The organism is Corallococcus macrosporus DSM 14697 (assembly GCF_002305895.1).
GTDB lineage: Bacteria > Myxococcota > Myxococcia > Myxococcales > Myxococcaceae > Myxococcus > Myxococcus macrosporus.
On sequence record NZ_CP022203.1, the window covers coordinates 5,636,233 to 5,652,484 of the forward strand.

The 16,252-nt window shown below is 72.7% G+C and carries 12 protein-coding genes; 7 read left to right on the plus strand and 5 right to left on the minus strand.

Annotated elements, in window-relative coordinates; all coding sequences use genetic code 11:
* The first annotated feature begins 69 nt into the window (after positions 1 to 69).
* A complete protein-coding gene (locus MYMAC_RS22525; RefSeq protein ID WP_013941143.1) occupies positions 70 to 471 on the plus strand; it encodes a GNAT family N-acetyltransferase in 402 nt (133 codons plus the stop codon).
* 36 nt (positions 472 to 507) lie between these two features.
* Here the strand turns inward: MYMAC_RS22525 and MYMAC_RS22530 are convergent, their stop codons facing one another.
* Entirely contained in the window at positions 508 to 873 is a 366-nt protein-coding gene (locus tag MYMAC_RS22530; RefSeq protein WP_013941144.1) for a TIGR02266 family protein, read from the minus strand.
* Between the two features lie 206 nt (positions 874 to 1,079).
* Here MYMAC_RS22530 and MYMAC_RS22535 point away from each other — a divergent pair, with 206 nt between their 5' ends.
* On the plus strand, positions 1,080 to 1,955 hold the full coding sequence (locus MYMAC_RS22535) for a hypothetical protein (protein ID WP_095959593.1): 876 nt from the start codon (positions 1,080 to 1,082) through the stop codon (positions 1,953 to 1,955).
* Between the two features lie 123 nt (positions 1,956 to 2,078).
* Positions 2,079 to 3,350: an SGNH/GDSL hydrolase family protein gene (locus tag MYMAC_RS22540; protein WP_095959594.1), complete on the plus strand. Its 1,272-nt coding sequence runs from the start codon at positions 2,079 to 2,081 to the stop codon at positions 3,348 to 3,350.
* 18 nt (positions 3,351 to 3,368) lie between these two features.
* Here MYMAC_RS22540 and MYMAC_RS22545 read toward each other — a convergent pair whose 3' ends face one another.
* Together MYMAC_RS22545 and MYMAC_RS22550 are read right to left on the minus strand one after the other, a co-directional pair.
* Positions 3,369 to 4,082, minus strand: coding sequence for a hypothetical protein (locus MYMAC_RS22545; RefSeq protein WP_095959595.1), 714 nt, complete (start codon positions 4,080 to 4,082; stop codon positions 3,369 to 3,371).
* 34 nt (positions 4,083 to 4,116) lie between these two features.
* Positions 4,117 to 6,786: a phosphoenolpyruvate carboxylase gene (locus MYMAC_RS22550; protein ID WP_095959596.1), complete on the minus strand. Its 2,670-nt coding sequence runs from the start codon at positions 6,784 to 6,786 to the stop codon at positions 4,117 to 4,119.
* A gap of 229 nt (positions 6,787 to 7,015) precedes the next feature.
* Between MYMAC_RS22550 and MYMAC_RS22555 the strand changes: the two genes are divergently transcribed.
* On the plus strand, positions 7,016 to 7,510 hold the full coding sequence (locus MYMAC_RS22555; RefSeq protein ID WP_013941149.1) for a hypothetical protein: 495 nt from the start codon (positions 7,016 to 7,018) through the stop codon (positions 7,508 to 7,510).
* A 7-nt stretch (positions 7,511 to 7,517) separates the two neighbouring features.
* Here MYMAC_RS22555 and MYMAC_RS22560 read toward each other — a convergent pair whose 3' ends face one another.
* Positions 7,518 to 10,067 carry a DEAD/DEAH box helicase gene (locus MYMAC_RS22560; protein ID WP_013941150.1) on the minus strand — a complete coding sequence of 850 codons (2,550 nt, stop codon included), beginning with the start codon at positions 10,065 to 10,067 and terminating at the stop codon, positions 7,518 to 7,520.
* 223 nt (positions 10,068 to 10,290) lie between these two features.
* On the opposite strand from MYMAC_RS22560, the gene MYMAC_RS22565 reads away from it, so the two are divergent.
* On the plus strand, positions 10,291 to 11,064 hold the full coding sequence (locus MYMAC_RS22565) for a hypothetical protein (RefSeq protein WP_157757538.1): 774 nt from the start codon (positions 10,291 to 10,293) through the stop codon (positions 11,062 to 11,064).
* A 222-nt stretch (positions 11,065 to 11,286) separates the two neighbouring features.
* Here MYMAC_RS22565 and MYMAC_RS22570 read toward each other — a convergent pair whose 3' ends face one another.
* Positions 11,287 to 12,933, minus strand: coding sequence for a SulP family inorganic anion transporter (locus MYMAC_RS22570; protein ID WP_239988957.1), 1,647 nt, complete (start codon positions 12,931 to 12,933; stop codon positions 11,287 to 11,289).
* Positions 12,934 to 13,247: 314 nt separating this feature from the next.
* Here MYMAC_RS22570 and MYMAC_RS22575 point away from each other — a divergent pair, with 314 nt between their 5' ends.
* Both MYMAC_RS22575 and MYMAC_RS22580 read left to right on the plus strand, forming a co-directional pair.
* On the plus strand, positions 13,248 to 14,756 hold the full coding sequence (locus tag MYMAC_RS22575; protein WP_095959599.1) for a HAMP domain-containing sensor histidine kinase: 1,509 nt from the start codon (positions 13,248 to 13,250) through the stop codon (positions 14,754 to 14,756).
* Positions 14,753 to 16,171 (plus strand): sigma-54-dependent transcriptional regulator, encoded by a 1,419-nt coding sequence (locus MYMAC_RS22580; RefSeq protein ID WP_013941154.1) that lies wholly within the window; start codon positions 14,753 to 14,755, stop codon positions 16,169 to 16,171. The genes MYMAC_RS22575 and MYMAC_RS22580 overlap by 4 nt, the downstream gene beginning before the upstream one ends.
* Positions 16,172 to 16,252: the final 81 nt, after the last annotated feature.

The window sequence follows — 16,252 nt, forward strand, 5'->3', positions numbered from 1 at the left end:
ACTCCCGTCGCTGGCGCTGATGCGCCGGCCTTTCGTATCCGCCGCGCCCGCCGGGGTGACGCCGAAGCCATGGCGTCACTCCTGAAAGAGCTGGGCTATCCCCAGGGGACGGACCAGCAGACGGTGCATTGGGTCGTCAGCCACCCGGAGATTGAAATCTTCGTGGCCGTGGACCCGCAGGACAAGCCCGTGGGCATGGTGTCCTTCTCCCACCGGCCCCAGCTCCGGCTGCGCGGACGCGCGGCCACCATCGACGAGCTGGTGGTGACGGAGGCCTGGCGCCGCCGCGGCGTGGGCCGCGCGCTCATCCGGCAGATTCTGGAGCGCTGCAAGGTGCTGAGCGCGAAGCAGCTCCAGCTCGTGTCGCCCATGGCGACCACGCCGGAGACGCGCAACTTCTATACGGCGTGTGGCTTCTCCGAAATCGACTCGGGCGTGTTCCGCCACGTGGAGACGGAGTCCCCGCGCTAGCAGCGCCCGCGCCGGGGCTCCACCGCCCTGGCGCGGCTACCGCTTGAAGCTGTCCACCACGCGCTGGAGCCGGGCCCGGTCCTCGTCGCTCATGTCCGTGAAGCGCACGCCAATGGCCTCGGCCTCGTCGCGCACCCAGGCGATGACGCCGGTGAGGTGGAACTCCTCGCCTTCAATGACCATGGACAGCCGGACGTGGGAGCCCACGTCGTAGGACTTCCGCGTCAGCAGGCACAGGCCGCCCGCGGAGATGTTGAGGGAGTACGCGCGCAGCGCTCGCGCCGCGTCCTGCGTCTGGTTGAAGCGGACCTCGAACCGCGCCGCCACGCGCTCATCCGCCCGCCGGTTCGCGTAGGCGGCTGCATCCCCGCTCTCCATGTCATCCGCCGGCTTGGTTGTCATACGCACCCGATAACCCCCACGTTCGACGCTGCTGGCGAACCACGCATCTTCCCACACCCACAGTCTCACAGGGTGACGCGCCGGGCCAACCGCAGGGCACCGAGCGTCCGCCAAGTGTCCGCTGCTTTCCACGCCCGATTCAAGGGGCCCCCTCTATCGTATTCGAGTGCCTATGTCCTCGGGGACTTGCCCGGGAGCGCCTTGGAATGCGTGTGGACCGTCTCTGTGTATTGACAGGAACCCTGGCCCTGGCCCTGTGGGCCGCGGGCTGTAGTGGCGGCGGTGGGTCAGGGCCCACCGGGACGGGGGACGCGGGCGCCGACGGCGGCGGCACGCCCGTCACCGACGGCGGCGGCCCCGACGCGGGCGGCGGCGGCCGGGAGTTCGCCTGCAACGTGGCGCGGCAGGAGGGCTGCGCCGAGGGCCAGGGCTGCTACTTCGCGGACCTGGAGGACGGCGGCACGGGCAGCCGCTGCTTCCAGGCGGAGTGCGACGTGGTGGCGCAGGACTGCGGCCAGGGCCTGCGCTGCACCTACGCCACGGAGAACGGGGTGACGCGGCGGCGCTGCGTGGCGCCGGGCACCGCGGACGAAGGCGCGCCGTGCACGCTGGCGCCTACGGATGGCGGCGTGGCCCACGACACCTGCAGGCAAGGCTTGTTCTGCCGCGAGGCACCCGAGGGGGAAGGCGGTGGCTTCACCTGCCAGCGGCTGTGCCATGCCACGACCCAATGTGGGAACCCGAGCGAGTGCAACACCGTGCTCCGCCTGGAAGGGACCGACGAGCTGCCGCTGGTCTGCGGCCCGCCCTCCACGGCGTGCGACCCCTTCGGTCAGGACTGCGAGGCCCCCCTCGGTTGCTATCCGTCCACCTCCGGCCCCGTCTGCGCGGGCAGCGGGAATCGGACCGAAGGGCAGTCCTGTGACTTCAGCAATCAATGCGCGCCGGGGAGCGCGTGCGTGAATGCGGGAGGTGGCCTCACCTGCCGCTCGCTGTGTCGGCCCGGTGGCACGCCCGCCTGCCCCACGGGCAGTTGCCGCGCGCTGGACGGCAACCCGGGCGTGGGGGCTTGCGTCCCCTAGCCAGCGCGCAAGGCGCGACGGAGGGCGGCCAGGCAACCGGGGCTTCGGAGCGGGTGGGTTCCCAGACAACCGGCTGGCAGGGCACGGTGCGGTGTGCATCCTGCAAAGCCGGGAGGGATGGGAATGGGAATGAAGCCGGGTTGGCGGAGGGTGGTCGTGTGCGCGAGCAGCGCGTTGCTGGCCTGTGCGGGCGGCGGCGCGGATTCAACCGGCTGGGACTTGCCGCCGGACGAGGACCGCACCACCACGCTGGACCAGCGCGCGCCAGAGTCGCCGCTCGAGGTCGCCCCCGTGCTGGTGTTGAACGACGGGCGGCAGGTGCAGGCCGCGCCGCCCTCGGCGCCCGTCGCGACGTCGTTCCAACCGGGCTTCCATCAAGCGCTCCGCGCGTCTCACAGCGTCGGCGGCACGACGACGTTCCGCCTGCGCGTGCCGGTGGCGCGTGAGGGCGGGCGCCTCCGCGTGACGTTCCGCTCGGGCGACGGCGGCATGACGCTGGTGCGCGCCACCGTGGCCCAGGCGGGCGTCAACGGCGAGCTGGTGTCCACGCCCGTGCCGCTCACCTTCGACGGCGCGGAGGGCTTCACCGTGGCCGCGCGCACGCGGAAGACGTCCGACGCGGTGGCCTTCCCGGTGGCCTTCCGCGACGAGCTGGCCATCACCTTCGAGGCGCGCGGCGCGCTCGCGGCCAGCACCATCAGCGCCTTCCCGGGCAGCTTCGCGCGCGCGGGGAACCATGCGCTGGTGACGGACGCGCTGGGCGGAACCGTGTTCGACCGCGCCGTCGGCGTGGCCACCGTGGACGTGGAAGGCCCCACGGGCCGCGCCTTCGTGGCCCTTGGCGACAGCATCACCGAGGGCTACGTCGACACGAAGAACGACACGCGCGACGCCTGGCCCGCCCGGGTGGAGGCCGCGCTGGGCGTGCCCGTGGTGAACGCCGGCGTGAGCGGCCAGGGCTTCTACGACGCGCTGGCGCAGCTCGACGGCGAGGTGCTGGCGCTCCAGGGCATCACCGACTGCATCGTCCTGCTGGGCACCAACGACCTGGGCGACAAGGACTCCCTGTCGGTCATCCAGGGGAGGATGAACACGCTGTTGAGCCGGCTGGCGCCCTTCTGCCGCACCTGGGTCAGCACCCTGCTGCCCAAGGAGAAGTCGAACTACGCGCCCTACGAGGCCGTGAAGGCCCAGCGGCTGGAGTTCAACACCTGGGTCCGCGGGGGCGCCACCGGGCCGGACATCATCGACCTGGAGGCCGTGACGCGGCAGCCAGGTGACGTGCACCTCTTCCTGGACGGGCTGGAGGTGGACGGCATCCACCCCAGCGTGGAAGGCCACCGGGTGATGGCCGACGAGGTCATCCGCGTGCTGCGCGAGGAGGCCGGCCTCTAGCCGGGCCGCCGCCCGCGCTCAGCCCCGCCGCGCGCCGAGCACGCCGTGGAGCACCAGCAGCTCCGCGAGCCCCGGCGGCGACAGGATCCAGTCGTCCTCCGTGGGCACCCAGCGCACCGGGGCCCCGGCCGCCTCCAGCAGGCCATTCACCTGGAGGAGCAGCGGCTCGAAGGTGGCGGCGGGGGCCTCGCGGCTCCCCTCCGGCGCCGGCACGTCGTGGCCGCCGGGCTCCACCAGGAAGGCCGCGCGGCCCGGCTGGGGCGTCACCGCGAAGCCGGGCAGGTACGGCTGCATGGCGGCCTGGAGCCGCTCCAGGAGCGCGCCGTCCTCGTAGGGGTGGGACAGCTCCCAGTCGAAGAAGGTGGGGAGCTGCGCCAGCAGCTCCAGGTGCAGCGGGTTGGCGCGGCTGTGCCGCCAGTGGTGCTCGGCCAGGTCGTAGGCGGTGGTGGGCACGCGCAGCTCGAACTTCTCCAGCTTCGCGAGCAGCTCGCCCATGCGCTCCACCAGGTCCGCGGGGGGCTCGGCGCGGGACACCCAGCCCCAGTCGGCCACCGACTGGCCGCGGCGCTGGCCCTCCACCCGGTCGCCTTCGCGCAACTGGAGCTGCGGCTCCGGGGACTCCTCGTCCGGGTACAGCGACACGTGCACCAGCGGCCCGCCCGCCTCGGGCCGCAGCCGCGCGAAGCGGTGCGCCGGGTTGACCTCCACCACGCTGAACGTCTCCCTGGCCATCGCCGCCTCCTGAGAATGCCGGACGCCGCGCAGCCTACCCGGTGTTGCGCATGCCGGCGGCGATGCCGTTGAGCGTGAGCAACAGTGGACGATCCACCTCCGCCTGGCCCTCGCGCTTGCGCTTGAGCAGCTCCACCTGGAGGAAGGACATGGGGTCCACGTAGGGGTTGCGCAGGGAAATGCTGCGCTGGAGCTGCGGGTTGTTGTCGAGCAGCTTGGACTCCCCCGTCAGCCGCTTCACCTGCTTGCGCGTGCGCCGGTGCTCCTGCTGGATGCGCCGCCACAGCGAACGGGTGGCGGCGGGCGCCAGCGTCGCGTAGCGCCCGGCGATGGCCATGTCCGACTTGGCCAGCACCATGGTGACGTTGTCGATGACGGCGCGGAAGAAGGGCCACTCCCGGTACATCCGCTTGAGCAGCGCCGCCCCACCCTCCTCCTTCGAGAAGGCCTCCAGCGCCGAGCCCACCCCGTACCAGCCCGGGAGGATGGCGCGGTTCTGCGTCCAGGCGAAGACCCACGGAATCGCGCGCAGCGTCTCCAGGCCTCCCGCCTTGCGCTTGCTGGGACGCGAGCCGATGGGCAGCGACGCAATCTCCTCCACCGGCGTCGCGGCGGTGAAGAACTCCAGGAACCGCGGGTCCTCCCACACCAGGGCGCGGTACGCCTTGCGCCCCGTCTCCGCCAGCGTGTCGAACGCGGTGCGGAAGGTGCGCTCGGCCTCGGGCGCCGGGCGGGGCTGCGCGTCCAGCGTGTGCAGCAGCACGCCGCCCAGGATGAGCTCCAGCGTGCGCCGCGCCAGCTCCGGGCGCGCGTACTTGTGGTCCAGCGCCTCGCCCTGCTCCGTCGCCTTGTAGCCGCCCGCCACCGCGCCGGGCGGCAGCGCGAGAATGGCCTCCTGCGCGGGCCCGCCGCCGCGCGCCACGGACTCGCCGCGGCCGTGGAACAGGCGCAGCGGGACGCCCGCCTCGCGGGACACCTCCGTGAGCGCCACCTGCGCGCGGTACAGCGCCGCGCTGGCCGCCAGCAAGCCCACCTCCTTGCCGGAGTCGCTGTAGCCCACCATGACTTCCTGGCCCCCGCGCGCGTCCAGGTGCTTGCGGTACGCCGCGTCCGCGAAGAGCGTGCGCAGCACGTCCGGGCCCGAGTCCAGCGCGCCGAGCTGCTCGAACAGCGGCACCACGTCCACCGTGGCGCAGCCGCGCGCCTCGTCCCACAGGCCCGCGTGCTGGAGGCACCGGAAGGCCGCGAGCACGTCCTCCGCGGTGCTGGCCATGCTGAGGATGAGCGTGCGGCAGGCCGGCTCACCGGACTCCGACTGCGCCTCCTTGAGCCGCGCCAGCACCTCCAGCAGCCGCGCGCCGCCCTCCGTGGGCGCCGGGCCCCCGTTGAACGAGCCCGCCGCGCTCACCGCGTCCTCCGCGGGCGCGCGCACCTCCAGCTCCGCCAGCGACAGGCCCAGCGCCAGCACCCGCTCCCGGACCTGCCGCACGTCGCGCAGGCCCGCGTGCGCGCCCTTGGACGCCTCCAGCGCGCGGCCCAGCACGTCCAGGTCCGCCAGCAGCGCCTCGGGCGTTCGGTAGGCGCCCGGCGGCATGGGGATGCGCGCCCCGGCGCGCTGCTGCGTCACGTAGTGGAGCGCGCGGTGCAGCCGCTCCTCCATGAAGCGCAGCTTGTGCCGCAGCGGCTCGCCCGGCGTGCGGGGGCCGTAGCGGCGCTCGGCCTCGGGCAGCGCCTCGGCGTCCCGGGCCACGGACGCCAGCAGCTCCTCGGACGGCTTCGCGTGACGCTCCGACTGGGACAGCCGCCCGCCCAGGCGCTCCAAATCCAGCAGCAGCCGCCGCAGCCCGCGGGCGCGGTGCGCGCGCAACGTGTCCGCGAACACGTCGGGCGTCACCAGCGGGTTGCCGTCCATGTCGCCGCCCACCCACGAATGGATGCGCACGGGCGTGTCCACCGGGCCCAGCGGCTCGCCGTAGGCGCGCTCGAAGGCCCAGTCCAGCAGCTCGGGCAGCAGGGACAGCTCGTCGGCGAGCACCTCCTCCACGTACCAGAGGACGTTCTTCACCTCGTCGCCCACGGTGGGGCGCTCGCGGCGCAGCTCGTCCGTCTGCCACAGGAGGGTGATCTCCTCGCGCAGCAGCGCCAGGTTCAGCGCGCCCTCGCGCGGCGTCAGCGCGGAGCGGTCCCGCTGCTCCAGGAGCCCCGCCATGCGGTAGAGCTTCTCCAGCAGCGTGCGGCGCACGGCCTGCGTGGGGTGCGCGGTGAGCGTCAGCGTCACCCGCATCGCCTTCATGGCCTCGCGCACGCGCTGCGCGGGGACGCCGGCCGCCTTGAGCGCCAGCAGCGTGGACTCCAATGAGCCGCGCTGGGGTCTGGCGGACGCGGCCTCCGCGTGGGTGCGGGCGCGGCGGATGCGGTGGTGCTGCTCCGCCAGGTTCACCAACTGGAAGTAGACGGAGAAGGCGCGCAGCACCGGCTCGGCCTGCGCCAGGGGCAGGCGCTGGAGCACCTCCGCCAGCTCGGCCGCCACCGCGCGCCGTCCGGCCATGGGGCCGCGCCGGCGCTGGATGGCGAGGCGGCGCACTTCCTCTTCCAGGTCGAAGAGCGCCTGCCCTTCCTGTTCGACGAGGACTTCTCCCAGGAGCCGGCCAAGCAGGCGGACATCCCGGCGCAGCGGCTGATCCACGGCACGCAGTCGGGCCATATGGTGCGACGGTAGCCGCTGCGCGTCGCAGGGGCCCGCATTTCCGCGCGAGAAAATGACGTGCGCCCGTGATTCACGGCCAGGTGTCTGTCATTCCCGACAGACACGGCCCTGCAACCCGCCTGCACGCACCGCCGTGGCCGCCGGGCCACACCTGGGCCCGGTCCGCGCCTTGCACAACAGGCCTCCGTGGGCCGCGAACGACACCGCGGCCGGGGAGCTTGTCGCCATGTGGACGATGCGGGGTTGGAAGGTGACGTTGCTGTGTGGCTGGCTGGCCGCGCCGGTGGCGGTGGCCGGCTCGGCGCTGGAGGACGCGGTGCCGCTGGAGGCGCGGGCCGCGCGCGGCGGGGAGCTGCTCGCCACCGAGCCGCTGTTCCCGGACGCGGGCTCCAGCGAATGGGAAGGGCCCATGCTGCGCTACGCGGAGCCGCTGTCCTGCCCCGCGGCGCCGGAGGGCCGGGTGTGGGTGGCGGAGACGCAGGCGTGCGACGGCGAGGGCTGCGAGGCCGTGACGACGGTGTGGGCGGGCGCGTGGACCGTGGAGGAAGCGGGCCTGGAGGTGCGCTGCGAGACGGACCGCGTGGTGCTGGCCGCGGGCGCCTGGCGCATGGTCCTCACGCCTGGCGCGGGGGGCGGACTCGAAGTGAGCGAGCTGACGCCGCCGGAGCCCGAGGCGCTGTCGGCGGCGCGCCCCTCGGAGGCGCCGGCCTCCGAGGGCTGAGCCCGCGCTACACGCTGATGCGGCGGAGCATCAGGATGGGGCCCTCATCCAGGCGCCTGTCGCGCAGGTCAATCTCGCAGTCGATCATCCAGTCGCCGTGCCCCTCCGGGTCCATGATGCGCTGCTGGGCCTCCCACAGCCGCGTGCCCGACTCCTTCAGGAAGGTGTTGGCGGGCTTGCGCGCCTGGGGCGTGAGCACCACGACCTTGTGCTCCTCGAAGTACGGCGCCATGGCCTGCTCCAGCTTGGGCGCGGTCCATTCGCCCAGCGCGTTGTCCAGCATGGCCAGCGCGTCCAGGTAGCGCTTCTGGCCCAGCGCCTTGAGCAGGCGGTGCAGCTCCTCGCGCACGCGCGCGGCGAAGGCCTTCGGGTCCTCGGTGAGCTCCTTCGGCTTGAGCTCCACCACCGGCTTGGCCGCGACGACGGCCTCCGGGTTGCGCATGCGCTCCCACTCGTCGAGCAGGCTGGAGTCCACCTGCCGGAGCGTGGCGCGCAGGTGGTCGATGAAGTCCTCCACCTCCTCCGTGCGGTAGCGCTCCGGCACCGTCTGCATCAGCGCCTTGTACGTGTCATTCACATACCGCAGCAGCACGCCCTCGCTGCGCTGGAGGCCATACTCGCGGATGTAGTCCGGGAAGGACATGAAGCGCTCGAACATGTCGCGGACGATGGACTTGGGCCGGATGTTCTCCTCGCCCACCCACGGGTGCTTCGCCGCGAACTTGTTGAAGGTGCCGTAGATGAAGTCGCGGTTGGGCTTGGGCCACTCGAGCTTCTCGAGCTCCGCCATGCGGTCGTCGTACTCCACGCCCTGCGCCTTCAGCTCGTTGATCTTCTCGCCCTTGAGCTGGTGCAGTTGGGCGTAGAGCACCACATCCGGGTTCTCCAGGATGGACTCCACCAGCGTCACCACGTCCAGCGCGTACGAGTCCGTGGTGGGGTCCAGCAGCTCCAGCGTGTCGAGCAGGTACAGCGACAACGTGTGGTTGAGGCTGAAGTCGTGCTGCATCTCGCCCGCCACCTTCACCGTGGCGCCCGAGCCGCCCTGCCCCTTCACGACCTCGATGATTTCCGCCTCGCGCAGCGTGCGGAAGTTGCGCGCGGCTTCCTTGAGGTGCCGGCGCTTGAGGTAGTCCGAGTCATGGCTGCGCTGCACCAGCGTCACCAGCCGCTTGTACCCGGCGTTGTCCTCCGTCTGGTGGTCGCTCTGGAGCAGGTTGAGGATCATGCCGTGCGACACCGCGAAGCGGGACTCCAGCGGCTCGGGCATGCCCGTCTGGAGCCGCTCGAAGGTGCCGCGGTCGTACTGGACGAAGTTCTTCTGCGGCGGCTTGGCCTTGGGCGTCTTCTTCTTGCCCGCGGCCTCCTTGGCGGCCAGCTTGATGTTCTCGATGACGTACTCGGGCGCCTGGGCCACCACGCTGCCCTGCGTGTCGAAGCCCTTGCGGCCCGCGCGGCCGGCGATCTGCTGGAAGTCACGCACGCTCAGCGTGGCCAGCTTCTCGCCGTTGAACTTGAAGAGCTGCGTGAAGAGCACCGTGCGGATGGGGATGTTGACGCCCACGCCCAGCGTGTCCGTGCCGCTGATGACCTTGAGGTGCCCGTGCTGCGCCAGCTTCTCCACCAGCAGGCGGTACTTGGGCAGGAGGCCGGCGTGGTGCATGCCGATGCCGTGCCGCAGGAAGCGCTGGAACTCCTTGCCGTAGGGCGTGTCGAAGAGCGCGTCCTGGAGCGCCAGCCGGATGGCCTCCTTCTCCTCCTTGGTGGAGAAGTCCACGCTCATCAGGTTCTGCGCCTGCTCGGCGGCGGCGCGCTGGGTGAAGTTGACCAGGTAGATGGGGTACTTCCCGCGCGCGATGAGGTCCTCGATCGTCTCGTGCAGCGGCGTCTCGCGGTAGTCGAAGTCCAGCGGCACCGGACGCTCGGCGCTGCGCACCGTGGCCACCTCGCGGCGGGTGAGCTTCGCCAGGCTCTCCTCGATGACGTGCGTGGGCCCCAGCGTGGCGGACATCAGCAGGAAGGTGGTGTCCGGCAGCGCGATGAGCGGGAGCTGCCAGGCCACGCCGCGCTCGCGGTCCGAGTAGTAGTGGAACTCGTCCATGACGACGTAGTCCACGCGGGCGCTCGCGTCGCGCAGGGCCAGGTTGGCGAGGATTTCAGCGGTGCAGCAGATGATGGGCGCGTCGCGGTTGATGCTCGCGTCGCCGGTGAGCATGCCCACGTTCTCCGCGCCGAAGGCGTCGCAGAGGGCGAAGAACTTCTCGTTCACCAGGGCCTTGATGGGGCAGGTGTAGAAGGAGACCTTGCCCTCCGCCATGGCCTTGAAGTGGAGCGCCGTGGCCACCAGCGACTTGCCGGAGCCGGTGGGCGTCTTGAGGAACAGGTGCTTGCCCGCCAGCAGCTCCAGGATGGCCTCTTCCTGCGCCGAGTAGAGGCTCAGGCCATTGGCCGCCACGTAGCCGACGAAGCGGTTGAGGATTTCGTCCGCGTCCAGGGGCGGTTCGCCCTTCTTGGGGAGCAGTGCGGCGAGCGGCGCTTGGGATTCAGGGGTGGCCATCACTCGCGGACAATAGGCGGCGCGCTCGGCCCCGACCGGGAAAATCGCAACGGGCCATGCTGGGCGTGAGGGCAGGCGCCCCCATTCCGCTCGGGGAAGTGGCTGGGAGACACACGCCCGGAGGGGTGTCGGCGAGTCTCCGGGCGCAAGGGCCGGGGGCACGATACCCGGGCCGCCCCACCCTCCTCACCGTTGCGTCTGGACTCGAGGGCAGGGGGTGGGGATGCGGGGAACCGTCAAAAAGAAGATGACGCGCCTCAAGCACGCGGTGCTGCTCGGGGGACTGGCCTCCACGCCGTGGCTCTGGAGCGGGTGCGAACCCCAGGCAGGCCCCACGGCGGACGCGGTCAGCGGTGCCGAGGCCCCGGGCGCCTCGACGCTGGAGGGCGGCCCACCGGCGGCGGAGCCTCCGGTGGCGCCCGGAGGCGGACGTGAAGGCGCCGCGACGGGCCCTGCCCCCAGCAGCTCCAGCGCGAGTGACGGGACGGGGGCGCACGCGGGTCCAACCGGCGGCGGTTCCGCGCACCGCCTGGACGGCGACAGTCCCACCCACGTCCCGGGCGGCGGGGCTGACGCGCGGGGGCTCGGTGGCGCCGCGCGCGAAGGCAGCGCCGCGCGGGGGCTCGGTGGCGCCGCGCGCGAAGGCGGCGGACGCGGGGGCGGTTTCGGCGGAGGCGGCAGCCTGACGGGAGGCCACAGCGCCACGGGGGGCAACAGCCTGACGAGCGGCAACAGCGTGACGGGCGGCAACAGCGTGACGGGCGGCATCAGCACCACGGGGGGCGGCACCCGCACCGGGCACGGTGGAGCCGGGTCCGGCGCGGCGGGAGGCGCCGCCATCTCCGGGGGTGGCAGCGGCGCGGGGAGCTCCAGGGCCCTGCCCGGCGGTGAAAGCGGCACGGGCGCCTCATCCCTGGGAGGCGGCAGCGGCGACGGCGCCTTGGGCGGCGGCAACGATTCGGGTGGCGCCAGGCCCGGCGGGCTCATGGGCCTGTGACGCGGTCCGCCCTGGCCGTCCGTGGCTCCGGGCGGCAACCGTGGAGACGGCAGCAGCCCGGGGGCACCATGCCCAGGGACTTCCGCGCGGAGGGCGTCAGCGCGCCCCGTGGGTGGGCGGGGCCGTCGCCCGCGCCCGAGACGCGGCCCGACGAGAACGCGCGTGAGGAGCGGGCCACCGCCGCTCGTCACGCGCGTCCGGAAGGCGCCCCTTCCCTGTCGTCTACGTCGGCTGCTGCGACGGCTGGATGGGCAGCTCCCGCGCGCCCTGCTGCCGGAGGTCCTCCAGCACCTCGTCCATCGTGGACATCAGCGCGTGAGGTCCGGGGCCGGTCCACGTCCCGGCCTGCTGGAGCATCACCTCGACACCGCCGCGAGCCCCCACGACGATGACCCGGCCGCCCCGGACCGCCAGGACGTCCGACAGCTCGCGCACGGTGCGCAGGCCCGCGCCGTCCATGTACTTCACATCCGACAGGTCGAGCACCAGGTTGCGCGGCCAGGGAGGCCCCTGAAGCGCCGCGCTCAGGGTGCTGGCGGAGCGGATGTCCAGGTCACCGCGCACGCGCAGCACCTGCATCGGGGGACGCACGTCCAGGTCTCCGCCGTCGCTGCCCAGGCTGCGGAAGAGCGGGCGCCCGTCGTTGCGCAGCAGGAGGCTGCGCACGTTGGCCTTCGGCGGCGAGAAGAAGCTGCGCGCCAGGGAGAGCAGCACGCCCGCGCCCAGGCCCGGGAGGAAGCCCAGCCACGCGATGAACAGCGCGGTGGCGACGGCCACGGCGGCCTTGCCCGCGTTGTCCTCCGCCAGCGCCTTCAGCCCGCGGAAGTCCAGCAGCCGCGTGCCCACGACGACCAGGATGGCGGCGAGCGCCGCCATGGGAATCCGGGCCACCAGCGCGCCGGCCAGGAGGCAGGCGGCCAGGAGCATCACCGCGTGCAGCACGGAGGCGGCGCGCGTGCGCCCGCCCGCCTGGACCGACACGGAGGAGCGGACGATGGCGCCCATCACCGGCATGCCGCCGAACATCGCCGACGCGCTGTTCGCGATGCCCTGGGCCACCAGCTCCTGGTCACTGTCCGTGCGGTGGTCCGTCAGGCCCGGCAACTGGTCCAGCGCCCGTGTGGCGAGCAGCGAGCCCAGCGACGCCAGCACCGTGAGCGCGAGCACGTCCGGCAACAGGGCCGCGAGGTCCAGGCCCTCGAACGAGGGCAGGACGGGCGCGGGCAGGCCCGTGGGCAGCTCGCCCACGCGCGCCAGCCCCTCGGACAGGACGCCGGTGCTCGACGCCAGCGTGGCCAGCACGAGCCCCACCAGCACCGCGGGAATGGAGCGGTGGAGCCTGGGCAGCGCGAGCATGCAGGCCACCACCACGGCGCCCACCGCCACCGACGCGGCATGCACGCTCCAGTCAGGCCAGGTCGCGGGCAGCACCAGCGCGCGCGCCGCGGACGGCCCACCGCTCACGCCGAGGAGCCGGGGAAGCTGGCTGTCCAGCAGCAACAGGCCGATGCCGGCGGTGAAGCCTCGCGTCACCTCCGCGGGCATCCACTGGGCCAGCCGCCCTGCGCGCGCGAGCCCCAGGACGACCTGGAGCGCGCCGCACAGCAGCGTGGCCACGACGACGCCCGCCACGCCGTGCTTCGTGGCGATGAGCAGCACGGTGGGAACGAGCGCGGCCTCCGGTCCCGTCACCCCGAGCCGCGCGCCGCCCAACAAGGCGGCCAGGACGCCGGCGATGGCGCCACTCACCAGTCCGACTTCCGGCGGCAGTCCGGAGGCCACCGCCAACGCCAGATTCAAAGGTAGCGCGACGCACGCCACCGTCACCGCGGCGCCGGCATCGCCTGGAAGCGTCCGAGCGGACACCATCCCCTTCCACTCGGTCCATAACCGCCGGGGACGGTCAGCCCATCCCCGGGACGTCTTGAGCGCAGGTGTCTCGACCATGCCCGGGCCGTTTTCATGGACCGTGCCGAAGCCCTTCTCACTCTGAACCCTGATTCATGTGTCGGCTGAGCCAGACGCCCCTTCGCCGCGCCCGGACCGACACCTGTCTGCCCGCGCCGACACGCGAATTTTCACGCGCGAACATTCGCTCGAAAATGCTGCGCGCCGCGCGCAACCTCAGTAGAGGTGTATGCCGGACCAAGAGCGCTGCTCAATGCGCGACGTGACTCCGGCCCATGCGACTCGCCCACCGACTGCTCATCTCCCATGCCCTCCTGACCGCGGCGCTGTTGGGAGCCGCCGCCTTCTCGGTGGTCGCCATCGTGCGCATGACATCGCTGCTCACGGAGGTCCGCGAGGAACAGCTCGGCGGCGTCATCAAGGAGGAGGCCGTCCATCAAGCCGCCTGGGCCGTCGAGGTGGCCACCCGGCATGGCCTGTTCGCGTGCGAGCACAACGCCCAGGGCGTGTCCGCCGCCGCCGACACGCTCAGGCAACGGCTGGCCAACCTGGACGCCCTCCTCACCCTCCACGGAGCGTCCACCCAGCCGCTGCTGCTGCGCGCCGCCCAGGGCTATCAGACATACGCGCGGCACATCCTCGCGGGGAATACCTGCGAGCGGCTGCAGAACGCGGCCCTGCGCAACGAGCGCCTCTTCCTGGCCGAGCAACTGACGGACGCGTGGATCAACACCACGCTCGCGCTCCACTCGGCCATCCGCCAGCGCGAGAAGCGGGCGCACGACATCGGCTCGTCCGCCATCGCGGTGGGCATCACCCTGGGCGGGCTGGCGGTGGTGGCCGCGTGGGCGGTGGCGCGCTGGGTGGCCCAGGGCGTGACGCGCCCCTTGGGCCAACTGTCGGCGCTGGCGCACCGGGTGGGTGACGGCAACTTCGCCCCGCTCCCGGAGGTGTCCGGGCCCCGGGAGATTCGCAACCTGTGGGCGGACCTGGACCGGATGCGGGGCCGCCTGTCCGAGCTGGACCAGCTCAAGGATGCCTTCGTGGCGTCGGCGTCCCACGACCTGCGCACGCCGCTGGCCCGGCTGCGGACGGCCATTGGCCTGCTGGCGGATGGCACCGCGGGGCCGTTGACGGCGCAGCAGCAGCGCGTGGTGGAGCTGGCGCGCGTGGCCTGCGAGCGGGAGATCCGGCTCGTCACCGCGCTGCTGGACCTGACGCGCGTGCAGGCGGGCAAGACGGTGCGCCGGGATGAAGGGTGCCGGCTGGATGACCTCATCGAGCGGGCCGTGGAAGAGGTGTCCGAGCTGGCCGAGGAGAAGGGCACGGAGCTGGTGGTCATCGCCGAGGGTACGACGCCGCCCGCGTCGCTGGACGCCGCGCTGGTGGAGCGCTCGCTGGTGAGCCTGATGACCAACGCCGTGCGCGTGTCCGCCCCCGGGCAGCGCGTCTACGTCACGCGGACGCTGTCGCCCCAGGGGCCGGATGGGCGGCCCGGGACGTGGGCCCGGGTGGAGGTGCGGGACGAAGGCCCGGGCGTCCCGGCGGACGCGCGCCCCCGCGTCTTCGAGCCCTTCTTCACCCGGGCGGTGGGCGCCGCCAACGCGGACGGCCTGGGCCTGGGCCTGCCGCTGGCGCAGCGGATGATGCGGGCGCTCGGAGGTGATGTACTGCTGCTGGAGAACGCGAACCCCGGCGCGCGCTTCGCGCTGGTGCTGCCGCTGGGCAGGGGCGTCCCGGCCACGACGACCCCGGAGACGACGGCCAGGAGGAGCGACCGATGAAGGCCCGCGGCGGACATGTGTTGGTGGTGGACGACGACGCCGAGCTCTGCGAGCTCATCTCCCTGCGCCTGGAGGCCAAGGGCATGCGGGTCACCACCGCGCTCACGGCGGCGCGCGGCCTGGCGCTGCTGGAATCCGAGGAGCCCGACGCGGTGGTGCTCGACCTCCGGCTGGAGGGCGTGGATGGCCTGGAGGTCCTGGGCCAGATGCGCGCGCGCTCGCCGGACCTGCCGGTGGTCATCCTCACCGCGCACGGCACCATTGAAACGGCCGTGGAGGCGATGCAGCGCGGCGCGTACGGCTTCCTCACCAAGCCCTTCCAGGACCACGAGCTGTTCCAGAAGCTGCTGCACGCGACGGAGCGCAGCGACCTGCAGCGGGAGCTGGCGGACCTGCGCCGCATCGTCGCGGGGACGACGCCCGAGCGGCTGCTCGGCGGCAGCCCCGCCATCGCCGAGGTGCGAGACCGCATCGCCCGGGTGGCTCCGTCCGAGGCCACGGTGCTCATCCTGGGCGAGTCCGGCACCGGCAAGGAGCTGGCCGCGCGGCAGGTGCACGCGCTGTCCCGCCGCGCCAGCGGTCCCTTCATCGCCGTCAACTGCGGCGCGCTGCCGCCTGAGCTGCTGGAGAGCGAGCTGTTCGGCCACGTCCGGGGGGCCTTCACCGGCGCCACGCAGACGCGCGAGGGCCTGTTCGGCGCGGCGCGCGGCGGCACGCTGTTCCTGGACGAGGTGGGCGAGGCCTCGCCCCGCGTGCAGGTGAAGCTGCTGCGCGTGCTCCAGGAGCGGCGCTTCGCGCGCGTGGGCAGCGCCACGGAGGAAGAGGCCGACGTGCGCGTGGTGGCGGCCACCAACCGGGACTTGCGCGAGGAGGTGGAGGAGCGGCGCTTCCGCGAGGACCTCTATTACCGGCTGGCCGTGCTGCCCATCGTGATGCCGCCGCTGCGCGAGCGCATCGAGGACATCCCGATTCTGGCCACGCGGTTCCTGGAGCAGGCCGCCGCGCGCAACGGCCTGCGGCTGCCGCGGCTGGCGCCGGACGCCCTGGCGCTGCTGAAGGCCCACTCGTGGCCGGGCAACGTCCGCGAGCTGGTGAACACCATGGAAGCCGTGGTGCTGCTGGCGCCCGAGGACGACGTGCGCTCCGAGCACGTGGCCCGCATGTTCGACCCGCCCACCTCCTCGCGCCCCGTGGCGGACGGCGGGCGCGAGGAGGAGCCGGAGTTGTTGAGCCCCTCCGGCGAGCTGCCCACGCTGCGGGAGGCGAGGGATCGCTTCGAGCGGCGCTACCTCTGTGAGGTGCTGCGGCGCTCCAAGGGCAACGTGGCCGCCGCCGCGCGCATGGCCAGCCGCAACCGCACGGACTTCTACGAGCTGCTGCGCCGCCACGGGCTGTCCCCCTCGGACTTCAAGTAGCGGCCGTCCATGCCAGGACGAGGGCTGGAGGCCCCGCCTGGGCGTTGGCGGAAGCGTCGTCGTGCGCACACCTGGCTCGTG

What these genes read in the sequence shown, in the direction of transcription:
- MYMAC_RS22525 (WP_013941143.1), top strand. Translation starts at nt 70, where the DNA reads ATGGCGTCACTCCTGAAAGAGCTGGGCTATCCCCAGGGGACGGACCAG.
- MYMAC_RS22580 (WP_013941154.1), top strand. Translation starts at nt 14,753, where the DNA reads ATGAAGGCCCGCGGCGGACATGTGTTGGTGGTGGACGACGACGCCGAG.
- MYMAC_RS22570 (WP_239988957.1), bottom strand. Translation starts at nt 12,933, where the DNA reads ATGGTGTCCGCTCGGACGCTTCCAGGCGATGCCGGCGCCGCGGTGACG.
- MYMAC_RS22565 (WP_157757538.1), top strand. Translation starts at nt 10,291, where the DNA reads ATGCGGGGAACCGTCAAAAAGAAGATGACGCGCCTCAAGCACGCGGTG.
- MYMAC_RS22555 (WP_013941149.1), top strand. Translation starts at nt 7,016, where the DNA reads ATGTGGACGATGCGGGGTTGGAAGGTGACGTTGCTGTGTGGCTGGCTG.
- MYMAC_RS22540 (WP_095959594.1), top strand. Translation starts at nt 2,079, where the DNA reads ATGGGAATGAAGCCGGGTTGGCGGAGGGTGGTCGTGTGCGCGAGCAGC.
- MYMAC_RS22550 (WP_095959596.1), bottom strand. Translation starts at nt 6,786, where the DNA reads ATGGCCCGACTGCGTGCCGTGGATCAGCCGCTGCGCCGGGATGTCCGC.
- MYMAC_RS22535 (WP_095959593.1), top strand. Translation starts at nt 1,080, where the DNA reads ATGCGTGTGGACCGTCTCTGTGTATTGACAGGAACCCTGGCCCTGGCC.
- MYMAC_RS22560 (WP_013941150.1), bottom strand. Translation starts at nt 10,067, where the DNA reads ATGGCCACCCCTGAATCCCAAGCGCCGCTCGCCGCACTGCTCCCCAAG.
- MYMAC_RS22545 (WP_095959595.1), bottom strand. Translation starts at nt 4,082, where the DNA reads ATGGCCAGGGAGACGTTCAGCGTGGTGGAGGTCAACCCGGCGCACCGC.
- MYMAC_RS22575 (WP_095959599.1), top strand. Translation starts at nt 13,248, where the DNA reads ATGCGACTCGCCCACCGACTGCTCATCTCCCATGCCCTCCTGACCGCG.
- MYMAC_RS22530 (WP_013941144.1), bottom strand. Translation starts at nt 873, where the DNA reads ATGACAACCAAGCCGGCGGATGACATGGAGAGCGGGGATGCAGCCGCC.